The sequence below is a fragment of the Vibrio sp. N418 genome (assembly GCF_000222565.1).
Lineage (GTDB): Bacteria > Pseudomonadota > Gammaproteobacteria > Enterobacterales > Vibrionaceae > Vibrio > Vibrio scophthalmi.
Window position 1 is genome coordinate 1 of sequence record NZ_AFWD01000053.1, and the last position, 16,451, is coordinate 16,451.

The following is a 16,451-nucleotide window of genomic DNA, read 5'->3' on the forward strand; positions in this document are numbered from 1 at the left end:
CTCGACTCCCGCATCTCTGCTCTCTTTTCACAGCATCCTGATCTTGTTCACAAAAATTTTTTCACCAGTGACTTTACTGTATAAAGAAACAGTATATACTGACGTTATATACAGTATTGTTCATTTAAACAGGTAATCAAAATGCTGGCTCATCTAAGTGTTAATAATTTCGCTATTGTTAAATCTTTGCAGCTAGAGCTCTCCAAAGGAATGACCACCATCACCGGTGAAACGGGTGCGGGTAAATCTATCGCTATTGATGCACTTGGCCTTTGTCTTGGCGGTCGCGCTGAAGCAGGCATGGTGCGACAAGGTGAAGAAAAAACCGAAGTGAGTGCGGCTTTTTCATTGGAGAACAACGTCCATGCCATGCGCTGGCTAGAAGATAACGAACTGTTAGATGGCAATGACTGCATATTGCGCCGCACCATTACCAAAGATGGTCGCTCGCGCGCGTTTATTAACGGCAGCCCGGTTCCCCTTTCGCAACTCAAATCTCTTGGGCAATTGCTGATTAATATCCACGGCCAACACGCACACCACCAGTTGATGAAAAGTGATTATCAGTTGGCGATGCTTGATCAATACGCCGGACACCTTAACTTGCTGAAAAACACCCGCAACGCTTACCAAACTTGGCGTCAGGCGGATAACAGCCTCAAGCAACTACGTGAAAACAGCGCGCAAAATCAGGCGCAAAAGCAGTTACTTGAATACCAAATTAAAGAGCTTAACGAACTCTCTCTTGGCGAGGAAGAATATGAACAACTCGAACAAGAACATAAACGACTGTCCAATAGCGGCGATCTTGCCAGTACCTGTCAGCAAGCCATCGAACTTATATACGAAGGCGAAGAAATTAATGCGCTTAGTATTTTGCAATCAGCCAATCAGTCCCTAATCCAACTGGCAGAACTTGACGAGCAATTGGCAGAGCTGCCTAACATGCTGTCAGAAGCGATCATCCAGATAGAAGAGACCAACAACGAACTGCGTAGCTACCTTGACAGCATTGATGTTGATCCCGCGCGTATGGCTTTTGTCGAAGAGCGTTTTTCAAAAGTGATGTCGATTTCACGCAAACACCACGTGTTGCCTGACGAGCTCTACCGCCATCACCAAGATTTGCTCGCGCAAATCGAACAGCTTGATTGCTCAGATGAAAAACTCGAAGAGCTTGCACAAGATGTCGAAACCAAATATCAAGCCTTTGGTGCCAGCGCCGAAAAACTCAGTAAATCTCGTTGCCGTTATGCCAAAGAGCTGAATAAATTGATTACCGCCAGCATGCACGAACTGAGCATGGAAAAAGCGCAATTCAGCATAGACGTGAATAGCCAAGGTGCGCACCCATCACCATTAGGCCTAGATAGCGTCTGCTTTGTGGTTTCAACCAACCCGGGGCAACCGATGCAACCAATCGCCAAAGTCGCCTCTGGTGGTGAACTGTCGCGTATTTCATTGGCTATCCAAGTGATCACCGCGCAAAAAGTGGATACACCAAGCCTAATTTTCGATGAAGTTGATGTGGGTATCAGCGGCCCAACAGCGGCCGTGGTGGGCAAAATGCTGCGTAAATTGGGTGAATCGACTCAAGTAATGTGTGTTACCCACTTACCGCAAGTTGCCGGTTGTGGCCACCAGCAGCTATTTGTTGCTAAACAGACCAAAGCAGGCAAAACCGAAACGCAAATGCACCCGCTATGTGAAGAAAAACGCGTCGCAGAATTGGCGCGATTGCTTGGCGGCAGCCAGATCACTGAATCAACACTGGCCAATGCTCGTGAACTACTGATTGCCGCTTAATCGCAGTTTTTTCGTAAAATACGTATCGACTTTGCAACCTAACTCAAAAATCACGGTCTGAACTTATTCAAAACAAGATGAGTTTTTTACATTAAGGCCAAGCTTGTTTATTATCAGCGCAGTTTAAAATGGATAGTTACAAGAATTTGAGTATGCAATTGAAAAAGTGGCTTATCATAGTACCGCTCGCCATGACAATGCTGACGGGTTGTTCACTATTAGAAAAATTGGTTTATCGTATTGATATCAACCAAGGTAACTACGTCGAGCAATCAGCGGTAGATCAATTAAAGTTTGGTATGAGTAAAGAACAGGTACGTTACGTGCTAGGTTCGCCAATGCTGGTCGAAAATGGATACCCGAACACTTGGTATTACATTTACCTTCATACGAAGGGCCATGACGCTCCAATCCAGCATGACTTGATCGCAAACTTTGACGACCAAGGACGCCTAGTTGAAGTAACTGGAGACTTCCCAGTTAGCGGCGCTTTTTTTGAAAGCATCAACTAACCAAACCGTAGAATCTAAAAAGCTCGCCATTGGCGAGCTTTTTTATTTGTCACGTCGTCTTGAAACAGATGGGAATTAATCTGTTTTACGCATCAAGTTTGGTTTGCCACCTGTCACTGGGTCTGCAACGCCCGACGCCTTTGCTTGCTCAGCACGCTTACGACGGATCTCTTTAGGATCCGCAAGTAATGGGCGATAAATCTCAATACGATCGCCATCACGAACTAAAGCATCTAAACGAACATTACGGCTAAATACACCCACCTTGTTCTGTTTTAAATCGATCTCAGGATAAAGCTCTAACACGCCAGATTGCGCGATAATATCTTCAACGATCATCGACTTATTCACCACAAGCGTGAACACACGCTGCTCTTGTGGCAGTGCGTAAACCACCTCAACGTGGATCATTTCCGACTCAATACTCATAACACTCGTACACCTGTTTGGCACGTTTGGTAAATGAACTCACCATATTACCGGTCAACTCATTGAATATTTTACCAAAAGCAATTTCAATCATCTTACTCGAAAACTCAAACTCAAGTTTAAGTTCCACTTTGCAGGCTTGCTCATCTAACGGAGTGAAGAACCACCCCCCTTTCAGGGTTTTAAACGGGCCATCAACCAAGCTCATCAAAATTGCCTCACCTGCGACTAACTCATTAGACGTGGTAAAGGTTTTGCTTATTCCGGCTTTAGAAACATCGACCGAAGCAACCATACCCGACACGCTTGATTCAAGAATGCGCGATCCAGAACATCCGGGTAAAAACTCTGGGTAACGAGCCACATCGTTCACCAGATCAAACATCTGCTCTGCACTAAATGATACCAACGCAGAACGGCTGACTTGCTTCATATAATCTCCTCAAGACGAACATTCAAAACGTATGTTCGTAGCAATTTTACTTTTATTTGCGGTGAGCGCAAATAAAGGGATATGCTAACCCCACTGTGCACCGTATAATGCAGCTATTATGGCAAAGAAAAAAACAAAACAAAAAGCGGGTAGCAATACCATCGCGCTTAACAAGAAAGCTCGCCACGAATACTTCATTGATGATGAAATTGAAGCTGGCTTGGAGCTACAAGGCTGGGAAGTGAAAGCCCTTCGCCAAGGTAAAGCTAATATCGCAGAAAGCTATGTGTATATGCGTGACGGTGAAGCCTTTGTCAGCGGAATGACGATCACTCCTCTTAATCAAGCATCGACTCACGTTGTCGCGAACCCTACTCGCGTTCGTAAGCTCCTAATGAGCCGCCGTGAACTCGATAACCTAACTGGCAGAATCAACCGTGAAGGTATGACTTTGGCGGCACTCGCACTTTACTGGTCTCACTCTTGGGTGAAGATTAAGATTGGCGTAGCCAAGGGTAAAAAACTTCATGACAAACGTACTGATCAAAAAGAAAAAGATTGGGCTCGTGAGAAATCGCGCGTAATGAAGAGTTCATTGCGTTAAACTTGACCACTTAGACGCAGAGTACTAGACAGGCCTAGCTTTTCTGATACTATGCTTCAAACACTTGGGGCTGATTTAGGATTCGACGGGAATTCAGAAGTCTGAGGTGCATGCCGAGGTGCGGTAGGCCTCGTTAATAAACCGCAAAAAAATAGTCGCAAACGACGAAAACTACGCACTAGCAGCTTAATAACCTGCCAAGAGCCTCTTTGCCCTAGCTTCCGCTTGTAAGACGGGGAACAACAAAGAGTCAAACCCAAACTAGCTAGATCGGATTCTCCCGCCTGAGAGATGAAGTTCGAATTATAATTCAGGATAGCCATTTACTAGCGTGTCGGTTCGCAGGTGGGTGGTGAAATTAAAGATCGACTAAGCATGTAGTACCAATGATGAAAGGTTTTCGGACGCGGGTTCAACTCCCGCCAGCTCCACCAAACGTTTGGAAAGGGCCAACTCGCAAGAGTTGGCCCTTTTTATATTTAAGCCGGAAGACAGGTCAAGAAAATGTACTTGCCCCCCTGTCCTCCTCTGATCATTTGAGTTTAAGACGTAATCAATTTAACGCTGTTAACACAGAATGCTTGTTTAATTCGCTTTTAGGCCCATAAATTAGCTTTCTACAATTATATCGGTAAAATGACGCCTTCAAACTATAGTTAGGTTTTTTGGGTATATGAGTGCAATTGATTTATTCGCAGGTGCTGGTGGTTTTAGTTTAGCCGCGCATCAAGCAGGCCTTGATGTATTAGCCGCTATCGAACTAGATTCATCTGCTGCTCGAACCTACCAAAAGAATATAATTGAAAGGCTTAACCAACCGACCAAGCTGTTAAATGGCGACATATTAAAGATAGACCCATTAATGCTAAGGGAAGAACTTGGTCTCAGAAGAGGTCAATTGGAGTTAATCCTTGGTGGCCCACCATGCCAAGGCTTTTCAAGCCACAGAATAAAAAATGCAGGTGTTGATGATCCTCGTAATAAACTCTTATTGCGCTATTACGACTTCGTTGAAGAGTTTCAACCGAAAGCATTTCTTGTTGAAAACGTTGCAGGATTGTTCTGGAAAAAGCATGCCTCTTACCTAGAAAAATTCAAGCAACTGGCTGAAGATAATGGTTACGTAATTCACTTCTGCGATACATTAAACGCGAAAGACTATGGCGCCCCACAAAATCGTAAACGGGCATTTATATTAGGCGTACGGGATAATGTTAATCGTGACAATTTAACGTTTCCTCCAGCACAAGAGTATTTTTCGCCAACTTCAAGGGAAGCAAAACAAGGTTTTCCTACATGGCGAACTAGCTCAGTGGTATTTGAACCACTCACTGCTCGATTAATTGAACAGTATATAGAAAAACACTTTCGACCATATACAAAGTTATCTGATACCGAAGCTAGAACGTTACTCCAAGGCTTAGAGACGGGTGACCCTGTAGGCGAAGATGACCCTTGTAATGTTCACATGAAACCTACCGAAAAAATGCAAAGACGTTTTAAGTCTACTCGTTTGAATGGTAGCCGAATGGATGCTGACCCAGAGTTTGAGCTAAAATGCCATGCCAATGGTTATGGTGGCCATAAAGATGTATACGGTAGAGTGATAATTCATACTCCTTCAAACACCATGACGACTGGTTGCAACAACCCATCGAAAGGTCGCTTTGTGCATCCTTGGAAAGACCACGGCTTCACATTACGTCATGCAGCTCGCTTTCAAACATTCCCTGATAGTTATATTTTTACCGGTAGTACCACTGAGCAAGCCAAGCAAATTGGCAACGCAGTTCCCACAATTCTTGGGCATAAGCTCATATCTGCGATTATGAATGGAATGGAATAATGAAAGAGCCTATTATATAGGCTCTTTTTTTTATAATTAACTAGTTACCTACAGTATTCGGTAGCATGAGATTAGTTTATGGCCACTTTTAAAACACGAGCTAGAGCATTAGACTTGCTAGGTCGCCAGCAAATCGCTGGAATTCCCACAGCAATTAATGAACTCCTAAAAAACTCCCATGATGCGTATGCTGACAAAGTCGATATCGACTATTTTCGTTCTAAAGATCTATTTATCCTTAGGGATGATGGTATTGGAATGACTAAAGAAGACTTTGAAGAACGTTGGTTAACTTTAGGTACAGAATCAAAAGTCAATCACAAAAAGTCTCTAGAACCTCGTATAGATCCCAATAAATCATATCGCATTCCTATGGGTGAAAAAGGAATTGGTAGATTAGCAATAGCTTCAATCGGGCGATTAGTTCTAATTATAACAAAGGCTAAAGGACAAGATAGAATTACCGCAGCCCTTATTCATTGGCAGCTATTTGAAATACCGGGACTAAACCTCGAAGACATACCAATCCCTATACAGACGTTTGAAGCATTGCCAAACCTAAAGAATATAAACTCAATGAAATCTGAAGTTAGTGCTTCTATTGATTCCTTAAAGGATCGTGGGGACCTTTCAGAAAATGAGTACAAGTCATTACAAGAAACACTAGCTAATTTCAATCTATCTCCAGAAGACTTAAATAAGAAATTGGTTGGTAAATATGACGTTACTGATATAGATAATAGTGGGACTTTTTTCTACGTATCATCCATAGACCCTATTATTAACAATGATATTGATGGTTCAAATAAAGGAAAAGAAGCTACAAAAATAGAAAAGATGTTAATGGGTTTCCACAACACGATGACACCTGAACATCCTAAGCCAACCTTAAATATTATTTTCAGAGATTATAGATATGATGAAGAAAAATACATTGATATAATTGATAGAGATCATTTCTTTCTAGTAGAAGACTTTGAAAAAGCAGATCATCATTTTGAAGGAAAGTTCGACGAGTTTGGGCAGTTCAAAGGAATGGTAAAAATTTACCATGAGAAGACATTTGACCATATTGTTAACTGGCCGGAAAACAACTTCAAACCAACTAAGTGTGGCCCCTTCACAATTAATTTTGCGTATATACAAGGTAGAAAAGTTGAATCAATTTTGGACCCTGAAAATCACGCAATAATTAAAGCTAAAGCTGATAAGTTTGGAGGGCTTTATATATATAAAGACAACATAAGGATATTGCCTTATGGTGACTCTGATTATGATTACTTGGAAATTGAGAAACGAAGAAACTTTAGGTTTTCAGCTTTTTTCTCTTATCGAAGAATGTTTGGTGTTATCAACATATCTCATAGTGATAACGGAGACCTCAAAGAAAAAGCAGGACGAGAAGGCTTTATTGAAAACAAAGCTTATCGCCAGATGCAAAATATTCTAAAGAACTTTTTCATACAAATAGCTGCCGATTTTTTTTCATCAAACGAAGATTCTCCAAAATCAGAACTATGGAATAGTAAAAAGACAGAAATAACCCAAAGTTATAAAGCTTTAGAAAAAAGAGAAAAACAAGCTAAAGAAAGAAAAGCAAGATTTGAATCAAATTTAAATTCTTTTTTTAAACTTCATAAAGAAAATGCATTTACCGAACAATTAGATATTCTAATTAAAGAAATTAGCTTTGATTTTAAAAGCATATCATCTGAAAAGGATGAAATCATTGCCGGGCAAAAAGTTCTTGATGTAGAATCAAAATCACGCGAAAAAATCAATGAATATAGAAAGTCGATTATTATACCATCGCCTAGAGGATTCTATATTAAAGGGGAACTTAAAAAAGATTATGAAACATATCTTGAAATATATGATGATATAAACACCAATATATTTGAAAAGTCACTATGTGAAATTGATAATTTAGTAGAAGGGACAATTTCAAAGCTACATATTGAAATAAATAAAAGAAGGCGACTAGAGCAAGCTGTCGAAGCTATTTCTGAACAAGCAAGAAAGATAAACTCCGAAAAAAGAAAACTCGCCAACAATTCAGCAATAGACATATCAAACAGAGTTAAATCACTTGCAAATGAATTGATGATTGATTTGGATGATCAAATAAGAGATGTAAAGAATAAATTTAAAAGTGTTTCTATCGATGACGAACCAGATATTAATTTAGTTGCATTACGAAATGCCCTATCTGATGAAATAACTCTAATATCAGAAAGAAACACCAACATTCTAGACACAATCATCAGACAATTAGAAGGTATATATTGGGAAAAAGATGAAGAAAACAACTACATCACCAATGACCAGATAACCGGAGCTCTTAGTGAAGAGTTAGATAGCCTCCGAGAAAAAATTAATGTTGATGTAGAACTTAGTCAACTAGGTCTAGCCGTAGGTGTAATACATCATGAATTTAATAGCACAGTCAGGTCAATAAGACACAGTTTAAAAGATCTAAAAGCATGGTCAGATGTGAATGAAGATCTTGATGGTGTTTATAAAAACATAAAAGTCAACTTTGAACATTTAGATGGATATTTGAACTTATTCACCCCATTAAACAGAAGATTATCTCGACGCTCTGAGGATATAAAATTATTAGAAGTAAAAAACTTTCTTATTGATTTATTTAAAAGTCGTTTTAAGAGGCATGACATTGTATTCAAACATACAAATGGTTTTGCTAAAGCTTCTATAACAGGTTACCGTTCTACTTTTTATCCAGTGTTTGTGAATGTAATCGACAATGCAATTCATTGGTTAAATGAAAGTGGAATTAGTAATAAAACTATTAGACTTCACGCGGATCCAGATGGGAGTGTATATATTTCCAATAATGGATTAGACATAAAAATTCAAGATAAATCAAAAATATTCAATCTTGGATTTTCGAGAAAAGATAATGGACGTGGCATGGGTCTACATATTAGTAACGAAGTCCTTGAATCTGCAGGATATCGATTATTACTAGATGAACCAAGAGATAATTCAACTGTAACATTTAAGATTTCCAAGGTTAATGATAATGACTAATTTCGCTGAAATATCAGAAAAAGCCACCAATAACTTTATACAAAGTATAATTTTCATTGATGATAAGGCATATAAAAATACTGCAGTTGCAGATCAACATGACTTTGATGCCAAAGAGATCACAAAAATCTTTGCTGCAGATGGCAAAGTATGTGCCGTTTATGAGCCGACATCGACTCAAGACATCGAGTCATTAATATCTGTAGCCAAAAAAGCTGACGTCGCAGTAATCGACTGGCAAATCGTAATAGAAGAAAATACAATTAATGAAGAAATTGATGATGAAGCGGATGCTGAAATCGATGATGTGAGAGGGGTATACACTAAGCAAATAATAACTCAACTATTAAGCGATGAGTCATGCAAAAATAGTGTAAAACTTCTCTTAATATACACAGGTGAAACCGACTTAGAACAAATAGCCATAGATGTACTCGATCACCTAGTCATAAACAACTTAAATGACTTTAGTATTGATAAAAATGACAGTTGCACAATAAAATCTAGCTTCTGTAAAATAATGGTTATTGCTAAGTCTAATAGAGACGATGAAGGTGGACAGCATGCAGCCCTATTGAGAACTAAACGAGTTACATATAGTAACCTTCCTAAGTTTATTTCAGAGCAGTTTTCATTATTAACTTGCGGATTACTATCAAATTTTGCAATGGAGTCATTATCTGAAGTAAGGCGTAATTTCAATCATATATTAAGCTTGTTTTCTCAAAAACTAGATGCCGCATATCTAGCGCATCAATCTTTGTTGCCAAACACTCATGATGCTAACGAGTTACTTGTAGAACTATTGGGTAGTACTTTTATGTCTACATTACGATATAAAGGATTGAATCAATATATCGATATAAACCTAATCGAATCGTGGATAAACAATAACATCAAAGAAAGAGAATTTCATTTAAAAAAAAGTGATGGCACAAATGAAGACATCAAAATCAAGTTAGAACACAAAAAACTAATAGAACTTCTTCAGCCTCACACTGTTGTAGAGGATAAATATAGTAATTTTGTTCAAAGTCAGTTAACTCAGAACGTGTCAAAAAAGAAAATAGAACTATTAGCAGCTAAATTTGCTATAACCTTATTTACTGAAGATGAGAATTATAATGAAATAAATCAAAATTTCGCAAATTTGTGTCAGCACAGGAATATTTTAATCGGTGATAATTATGCACCCAGCCTATCTCTTGGTACAGTAGTGAAAAGCAATACCGATAGTCAGTATTACGTTTGTATTCAGCAACGATGTGACTCGGTTAGGTTATATACAGGAAGTAACAGGCGTTTTCTATTTTTATCTTTGACAGTAGTCAAGGATGCATCGTTTGATTTTCTCACTCCAACAGGTATAAAACTTAAGGTTAATAAAGGGACATTTGCTCTTAGAACTGTAAAATTTAACGGTTCTGATTATGGCAATGTACAATCAATTTTAGAAAACGGTAATCGATTTTTTTATCCAACTCACTATTCAGATAAAATACCAGAAGCTTTTGAGTTTGTTGTTGAATTAAAGGATATGTACGCTCAAAAGATTATAGAGGAATATAGTGGAAGCCTGTCACGAGTTGGCCTTGATGAGCCTGAGTGGGTAAGAAGATATAATTAAAATCAAATTCCTCCTAAAAGCAGTGGATATTATAACCACTGCTTTACTTTACAACTCTATCTACGATGACCGATGGGAAAATGACATTATCCACTACACCGGGATGGGAACGACTGGCGATCAGAGCTTAGATTTCGCACAAAATAAAACACTCGCTAATTCGCAAACCAATAACGTAAAGGTGCATCTTTTTGAAGTGTTTCGAGACAAACAGTACACCTACGCGGGACAAGTTACCTTAGTTGCAAAGCCATACAGTGAATACCAGCCCGATCAAGCAGGGCAGTCTCGGTTAGTTTACGTCTTTCCTTTACAACTAAAATCCGGAGCGCATTTCGTTGGTGAAGAAGACAGGCAGCATGTTTATCAAATCAAGGAAAAGAGAGCTAAAAAGTTAAGCGATGCGGAGCTTGCACGCCGAGCCTATCAGTCAAAACGAAAGACAAGTGTTACCAAATCAACAGCAACCATTTACGAACGAAATGTCTGGGTAACTGAACATGCCAAAAGACTAGCAAATGGCATTTGCCAGCTTTGTATAACACCAGCACCCTTCTCAACCCCCAAAGGCGTACCTTATTTAGAGACTCATCATATCCATTGGTTATCTCGTGGTGGGGATGATACCCCCATAATACCATTGCGCTTTGCCCAAACTGCCATAAGAAAATGCACATTCTTGACTTACAAACCGATGTGGACTTTCTGTTTCAGCGCTTAAACACATTACTGACCGAAGACGATCAATCCGCCGAGGGACAACCTTAATACACGCAACAGAAACTGAGCATTTACAACGATTCGTTTAGAAAGGCTATGCCTAGCGCTGGTCTTTCTTTGCCATCCCGACTAAGACCACACAAAAAATCATTTCAATCAAACACTCACGCAAAAATCAGGTGAGTCTGTTAGCATTAGAGCTACACTTTTAAAACAGCTTTGTTTGCGCTTGGATGATCGCATCGAGTGCAGGGCTTTTTCCCTCCTAGACCAATAACAACAATAGAGGATGCTATTTTGCTTGAGCACCATATTCGCGATTACATTGCGACCAAATTGGCTAATGTTGGCATTAACAGCGATCCCTATGGGGTTGAGTTAACCACTGCGTTTGCACTGGTCGTGCTTGCCGTCGCTGGGGTGAGCTATTTAATCACCCACCACTTAATCGTTCGCTCAGTCAAAAATGTATTGCAAAAGACCAACAAACCGCTGGCTGAAAGTTTAGCCAAATACGACTTGCTAGGAAAAATATCGCTACTTATTCCCCTTCTGGTATTAGATGTCTTGCTGCCGATTGCCGTTGGGCACTACACCATTCTTTCCGGCATTATTGATCGCCTGTTAGGCGCATTGGTTTTATTTATGATCGTGTGGATTATCTTCGCGATTTTAGATGCCCTCAACGACATTGCCACCTTTAAAGGCATTACCCGTAAGATGCCGATCAAAAGCTTTGTTCAGCTGATCAAGCTGTTCACCTTCTTTATTGGCTTAGTCGTGTTCGTTTCTATTCTTGCCAATGAGTCGCCGATTATTTTCTTATCGGGTTTAGGGGTGGCGACGGGCTTTGTCATGCTGGTGTTTAAAGACACCATATTGGGCTTTGTCGCGGGTATTCAGCTTTCGGCTAACCGAATGATCAGCTTGAACGATTGGATTCAAATGAATGCCTATGGCGCCAATGGTACGGTTGAAGAGATCTCGCTCACCACGGTGAAAGTGAGAAACTTTGATAATACCGTGAGCATGCTGCCTGCTTATGCATTAGTGCAAAATGCGTTTATCAACTGGCAAGGCATGTCTGATTCTGGCGGCCGCCGCATTGAACGCTCAGTGAATATTGACGTCACCTCAATCCGTTTTATGAGTGCAGATGAAGTGGAAGAGATGAAGAAGATTCGTATTCTACGCCAATATATTTATGAGAAATTGCGCGACATAAATGAGTTCAACGATGAGTTGGATGAAGAAGATAAAGACGTCGCCAATCAGCGTCACATTACTAATTTAGGCATGTTCCGAGCTTACCTCACCGCTTATCTGCGTGCCAATAAAGATATTCACCAATACATGCTAATCATGGTGCGCCAGTTACAACCAACTTCTGAGGGAATACCGTTACAGGTTTATGCTTTTAGTAACAATGTCGATTGGGCGGTTTACGAAGGTGTTCAGGCGGATCTTTTCGATCATATTTACTCCATTATGCCCATGTTTGGCTTGCGCCCTTACCAAGCCCTCGGCAGTAATGATGCGCTCAATATCGGTGTTCACCAGAAAAAATAGCATCTTCGGTGATTGGCTCGACTTTTGCCAATCACCGTATTTTATTGGTCGATAACCTAACCTATTCTTTAGTTGAGTGTTTTGGCAAACTCGCCCACTTTCTTTGTCACCGGTAGCCACTCTTTATCGTGGGCTTGTTGCGATACCGTGGTTAGCTTACCGTCGGCTACAATCACTTTGCCATCAACAATGGTGTGTGTGACGTTTTGTGGATAAGCCGAAAACGCGAGAGTCGCAAGGGGATCGTAGTTTGGCTGGGTGTTTGGTGCATCAGTATCCACGATAACGATATCGGCTTTTTTGCCCACTTCTAGCGAGCCAATTTCATCATCCATATCCAGTACACGTGCCCCACCAATCGTGGCCAATTCCACCAGCTCATAGGGGGTAAATTTAGCATTATCACCATGGTTGGTACGCGCAACCACCGCGGCGTAACCCATCACATTGATGATATCTATTTGATTCGATGACATCGGCCCATCAGTGCCTAATCCCACATCCAAGCCTTTATTGACCATATCCCATGATGGCGAATAGCCATTGTTGCCTTTGGTATTGGCTTTCGGGTTATGAGCAATCCCCACGCCGTGTTTCTTGAGCAGTGCCATATCTTGCTCGTCAAGATGGTTTACGTGGGCCGCGACTAAGTTGTCCACCAAAAAGCCGATCGAATCCAAATACTCAATGACCGATTGACCTGGCTGCATTTGCTCAGAGAAGGCATCGGTTTTTGACTCTTCCCAAGTAAATTCTGCTAGGTGTGTGAGCAAAGGGACTTGTTTTTCTACCGCGAGATCTTTGGCTTTGATCAGCCATTCAGCTGAAACAGTGTAAGGGGCATGAGGGGCAACCGCTGGGGTAATTAATGGGTGATCTTTCCACTCATCAATGAATTTTTCTGCGTACTCAAGGCCACCATAAGGCTGTTTGGCATCGACGACTGGAAAACCAATCACCGTCTCACCTAGTACGCCGCGAATACCGACTTCGGCGACCGATTTCGCCACTTCATCTTCGTGGTAATACATATCGGTGATCAGCGTAACACCAGACAATGCTAATTCCATCGCCGCATGACGAGAGGCGGTACGAATCAAATCACGCGAAAGCATCTCTTTTTCAAGCGGGAACATAAAGTTGATCAGACGGTTCTCAACCCCGTTTTCTCCCAAGCCACGAAACGCGACCATTGGGATGTGGTTGTGTGTGTTGATCATGCCCGGCATGACGATATCACCACCAGCATCAATGGTACGTTTCGCCTCATATTGACTGGCAATCTTCATCTCACCTAGGGCAACAATCTTATTGCCTTTCACCACAATCGCACCGTCATCGATGATACGTTGTTGACCATCCATGGGTAGGATTTGGGCATTAGTGATGATCAGATCGACTTTTTCAGCAGCCAATACGGGCAGACTGGCACATGCACAAGCAATGCAGCTGGCCATTAGGGTTTTCGTTATTATTTTCATACCTTTACCTATGTACACAACTCAATATTGAACGACAAATATGCCAGCGATATTAGCTACACTATCGAGAAAACAGTAGATAAATTACGCAGAATTAAGCGATGCAATTCACAAAATCTGCGAAAGATAGCTTTGCTTTTTTCCCAAGCTTTTCATTCACCTACTTTCGCGTTCATTGGCAAGGCAAAGGCGGCCTGATTTTCCCCTGAGCAATTTTTAGCTTATTTCGCTCAACAACCGCTCTCGCTTGTCTACACTGTTAATGCGCTAAGCATCATTAACGAAAGGAGGCCGTCATGATTGCCATTGAAAGAAAATACTGTTTGTCCAATAACCCTAACCTGCATGCGCGTATTGAAGTGAATCCCATTGGTCAACTTGATGTCGAAATTATCGAGCTGAACGAACGTCATACCACCCAGTTTGATGATCTCTCTTTTAAATGCAGCCAAGGCGCAATTCATGTTTGTGGTAAAGAACAAACCTTGCCGTGGCAGTTAAGTTTAGCCACCGGAGATGGGTTGGAACTCTCAACTCTGGTCGACAATGCCAATGATGAGTATGAAACCTTGATGCGTGATTTGATGTAACGAGCTGTCGTCATCTGATTGCGCGACAAAAAATTGTGCGACAAAAATAAATACCTGCCCAAGACCTCCTATAAGGAGGTTTTCGACGCTTAAACCCTAGCGACACTTCAAGCACACCATTAACCCGTGAAAGCTTACGGCGACGCTTTAAAACTGTGAGTCACCGATATATCTGCTCTATTCTATTTATGGCATTCTCAGCCATACTCTATGAAACGGTAAAATGGATGACCTGATATGGACGGCAATTCGCCAAAGCTTTCACTACGAACGATAGAACCGACCGATTACCCTGAATTGGCTCAGTTAATGGATTTAGTTTTTCATGATGTGGGGGGCTCTTGGCCACGTTTAACCATCATGGATTTAATCCATCAGTTTCCCGATGGGCAAATATGCATTGAAGATAATGGCAAAATTGTTGGCGCAGCGCTGACGATTAAGGTCGATTACAACCGTTTTTCTCTCCCCCATCTCTATACCGATATCATTAACGAAAACAATGTCATTCAAAACCAAGTGACGGGTGATGCCATGTATGGCTTGGATGTTTTCGTTCACCCTGATTATCGCGGTTTGCGCTTAGGTCGCCGACTTTATGATGCACGTAAAGAGTTGTGTCGTAGCATGAACTTTAAAGCCATTCTGGCCGGTGGGCGTATTCCGCATTACCACGAGCATGCCAATGAAGTGAGCGTGGCGGATTATATTGATAAGGTAAAACGCCGCGAGTTACATGATCCGATCCTCTCTTTTCAACTGGCGAACGGCTTTGATGTAAAACGCATCATGCGCAATTACCTCCCTGAAGATGATGCATCTAAGGGCTACGCGACACTGTTGGAGTGGGATAACTTCTTCTACGAAGAAGATGTGCAATCTGTCCACGATGTTGAAAAAACCTTAGTGCGTATCGGTGTGGTGCAGTGGCAAATGCGTGCGATGAATGATTTGGAAGATCTGCTCGACCAAGCGGAATTTTTCATCTCGTCGCTGGCGAACTACAAAGCCGACTTTGCCCTCTTCCCGGAGTTCTTCAATGCGCCATTAATGGGGCTACAAAAAGATCAAAACTCGGTAGAAGCGATTCGTTTTCTGGCCAGCTTTAGCGAGGAAATCAAATATCGATTCTCGCAAATGGCGGTAACCTACAACATCAACATTATCGCTGGCAGTATGCCGGTGATTGAAGATGATAAGCTGTACAACGTTGCCTATTTACTACAACGTGATGGCCAGATTGATGCGCAATACAAGGTGCACATTACGCCGCACGAAGAGAAAGATTGGGTGATCGACGGCGGCAATAAAGTGATGGTATTTGATACCGACGCAGGCAAGGTGGGCATTCTAATCTGCTACGACAGTGAGTTTCCTGAACTTGGTCGTATGATGGCCGAAGAAGGGGTACAAATCATCTTTGTGCCATTTTGGACCGACACCAAAAATGGTTACCAACGAGTACGTATTTGCTCACAAGCTCGAGCGATCGAAAATGAGTGTTATGTGGCAATTGGTGGCAGTGTGGGGAATTTACCACGCGTGGATAACGTTGATATTCAATATGCCCAATCGGCGGTATTCTCACCGTCGGATATCTACTTCCCACATGATGCGACCTTAAACGAAGCCAATGCCAATACTGAGATGATCATTTTTGCCGATGTGGATTTAACTAAACTCAAGCAGCTTAATACTGAAGGGTCGGTGACTAACTTACGTCATCGTCGGACCGATTTATATGGCGGCTTTACCCAAGCCAAACAGCCGTAAAGAAATA

The 16,451-nt window shown here is 41.3% G+C and carries 13 protein-coding genes and 1 other RNA gene; 11 read left to right on the forward strand and 3 right to left on the reverse strand.

Translation table 11 applies throughout. From position 1 onward, the window contains the following. Positions 1-141 precede the first annotated feature (141 nt). Positions 142-1,806: a DNA repair protein RecN gene (gene recN / locus RH86_RS11105; RefSeq protein ID WP_009386259.1), complete on the forward strand. Its 1,665-nt coding sequence runs from the start codon at positions 142-144 to the stop codon at positions 1,804-1,806. A 152-nt stretch (positions 1,807-1,958) separates the two neighbouring features. Next, positions 1,959-2,318, forward strand: a complete 360-nt coding sequence (bamE, locus tag RH86_RS11110) for an outer membrane protein assembly factor BamE (RefSeq protein WP_005594257.1) — start codon at positions 1,959-1,961, stop codon at positions 2,316-2,318. Between the two features lie 75 nt (positions 2,319-2,393). On the opposite strand, the gene RH86_RS11115 is transcribed toward bamE, so the two are convergent. Together RH86_RS11115 and RH86_RS11120 are read right to left on the reverse strand one after the other, a co-directional pair. Continuing rightward, complete coding sequence (locus tag RH86_RS11115) at positions 2,394-2,747, reverse strand: RnfH family protein (protein ID WP_005594256.1); 354 nt, start codon at positions 2,745-2,747, stop codon at positions 2,394-2,396. Further along, positions 2,737-3,180 carry an SRPBCC family protein gene (locus tag RH86_RS11120; protein WP_005594255.1) on the reverse strand — a complete coding sequence of 148 codons (444 nt, stop codon included), beginning with the start codon at positions 3,178-3,180 and terminating at the stop codon, positions 2,737-2,739. Before RH86_RS11120 ends, RH86_RS11115 begins: the two co-directional genes overlap by 11 nt. A gap of 118 nt (positions 3,181-3,298) precedes the next feature. Here RH86_RS11120 and smpB point away from each other — a divergent pair, with 118 nt between their 5' ends. The 7 genes from smpB to RH86_RS11150 all read left to right on the forward strand — a co-directional run bounded on the left by smpB (position 3,299) and on the right by RH86_RS11150 (position 12,600). Next, positions 3,299-3,784 (forward strand): SsrA-binding protein SmpB, encoded by a 486-nt coding sequence (gene smpB, locus RH86_RS11125; RefSeq protein WP_005594253.1) that lies wholly within the window; start codon positions 3,299-3,301, stop codon positions 3,782-3,784. Positions 3,785-3,850: 66 nt separating this feature from the next. After that, positions 3,851-4,218, forward strand: a transfer-messenger RNA (tmRNA) gene (gene ssrA / locus RH86_RS20145). A gap of 239 nt (positions 4,219-4,457) precedes the next feature. After that, positions 4,458-5,630, forward strand: a complete 1,173-nt coding sequence (locus RH86_RS11130; protein ID WP_009386260.1) for a DNA cytosine methyltransferase — start codon at positions 4,458-4,460, stop codon at positions 5,628-5,630. A gap of 78 nt (positions 5,631-5,708) precedes the next feature. Next, positions 5,709-8,684, forward strand: a complete 2,976-nt coding sequence (locus tag RH86_RS11135) for an ATP-binding protein (RefSeq protein ID WP_009386261.1) — start codon at positions 5,709-5,711, stop codon at positions 8,682-8,684. Further along, a complete protein-coding gene (locus RH86_RS11140; protein WP_009386262.1) occupies positions 8,677-10,311 on the forward strand; it encodes a response regulator receiver domain in 1,635 nt (544 codons plus the stop codon). The genes RH86_RS11135 and RH86_RS11140 overlap by 8 nt, the downstream gene beginning before the upstream one ends. Positions 10,312-10,333: 22 nt before the next feature. Next, positions 10,334-11,032 (forward strand): hypothetical protein, encoded by a 699-nt coding sequence (locus RH86_RS11145; RefSeq protein WP_009386263.1) that lies wholly within the window; start codon positions 10,334-10,336, stop codon positions 11,030-11,032. 296 nt (positions 11,033-11,328) lie between these two features. After that, entirely contained in the window at positions 11,329-12,600 is a 1,272-nt protein-coding gene (locus RH86_RS11150; RefSeq protein ID WP_009386264.1) for a mechanosensitive ion channel family protein, read from the forward strand. 68 nt (positions 12,601-12,668) lie between these two features. Here the strand turns inward: RH86_RS11150 and RH86_RS11155 are convergent, their stop codons facing one another. Then, a complete protein-coding gene (locus tag RH86_RS11155) occupies positions 12,669-14,081 on the reverse strand; it encodes an amidohydrolase family protein (RefSeq protein ID WP_038219609.1) in 1,413 nt (470 codons plus the stop codon). A gap of 296 nt (positions 14,082-14,377) precedes the next feature. Here RH86_RS11155 and RH86_RS11160 point away from each other — a divergent pair, with 296 nt between their 5' ends. Both RH86_RS11160 and RH86_RS11165 read left to right on the forward strand, forming a co-directional pair. Beyond that, positions 14,378-14,671 carry a hypothetical protein gene (locus RH86_RS11160; protein WP_005594245.1) on the forward strand — a complete coding sequence of 98 codons (294 nt, stop codon included), beginning with the start codon at positions 14,378-14,380 and terminating at the stop codon, positions 14,669-14,671. Between the two features lie 237 nt (positions 14,672-14,908). After that, complete coding sequence (locus RH86_RS11165; RefSeq protein WP_009386267.1) at positions 14,909-16,444, forward strand: bifunctional GNAT family N-acetyltransferase/carbon-nitrogen hydrolase family protein; 1,536 nt, start codon at positions 14,909-14,911, stop codon at positions 16,442-16,444. The last annotated feature ends 7 nt before the right edge of the window (positions 16,445-16,451 follow it).

Excerpts from the sequence above, each read along its gene's own strand:
- recN (WP_009386259.1), top strand. The coding sequence starts at position 142 with ATGCTGGCTCATCTAAGTGTTAATAATTTCGCTATTGTTAAATCTTTG.
- bamE (WP_005594257.1), top strand. The coding sequence starts at position 1,959 with ATGCAATTGAAAAAGTGGCTTATCATAGTACCGCTCGCCATGACAATG.
- RH86_RS11115 (WP_005594256.1), bottom strand. The coding sequence starts at position 2,747 with ATGAGTATTGAGTCGGAAATGATCCACGTTGAGGTGGTTTACGCACTG.
- RH86_RS11120 (WP_005594255.1), bottom strand. The coding sequence starts at position 3,180 with ATGAAGCAAGTCAGCCGTTCTGCGTTGGTATCATTTAGTGCAGAGCAG.
- smpB (WP_005594253.1), top strand. The coding sequence starts at position 3,299 with ATGGCAAAGAAAAAAACAAAACAAAAAGCGGGTAGCAATACCATCGCG.
- RH86_RS11130 (WP_009386260.1), top strand. The coding sequence starts at position 4,458 with ATGAGTGCAATTGATTTATTCGCAGGTGCTGGTGGTTTTAGTTTAGCC.
- RH86_RS11135 (WP_009386261.1), top strand. The coding sequence starts at position 5,709 with ATGGCCACTTTTAAAACACGAGCTAGAGCATTAGACTTGCTAGGTCGC.
- RH86_RS11140 (WP_009386262.1), top strand. The coding sequence starts at position 8,677 with ATGACTAATTTCGCTGAAATATCAGAAAAAGCCACCAATAACTTTATA.
- RH86_RS11155 (WP_038219609.1), bottom strand. The coding sequence starts at position 14,081 with ATGAAAATAATAACGAAAACCCTAATGGCCAGCTGCATTGCTTGTGCA.
- RH86_RS11160 (WP_005594245.1), top strand. The coding sequence starts at position 14,378 with ATGATTGCCATTGAAAGAAAATACTGTTTGTCCAATAACCCTAACCTG.
- RH86_RS11165 (WP_009386267.1), top strand. The coding sequence starts at position 14,909 with ATGGACGGCAATTCGCCAAAGCTTTCACTACGAACGATAGAACCGACC.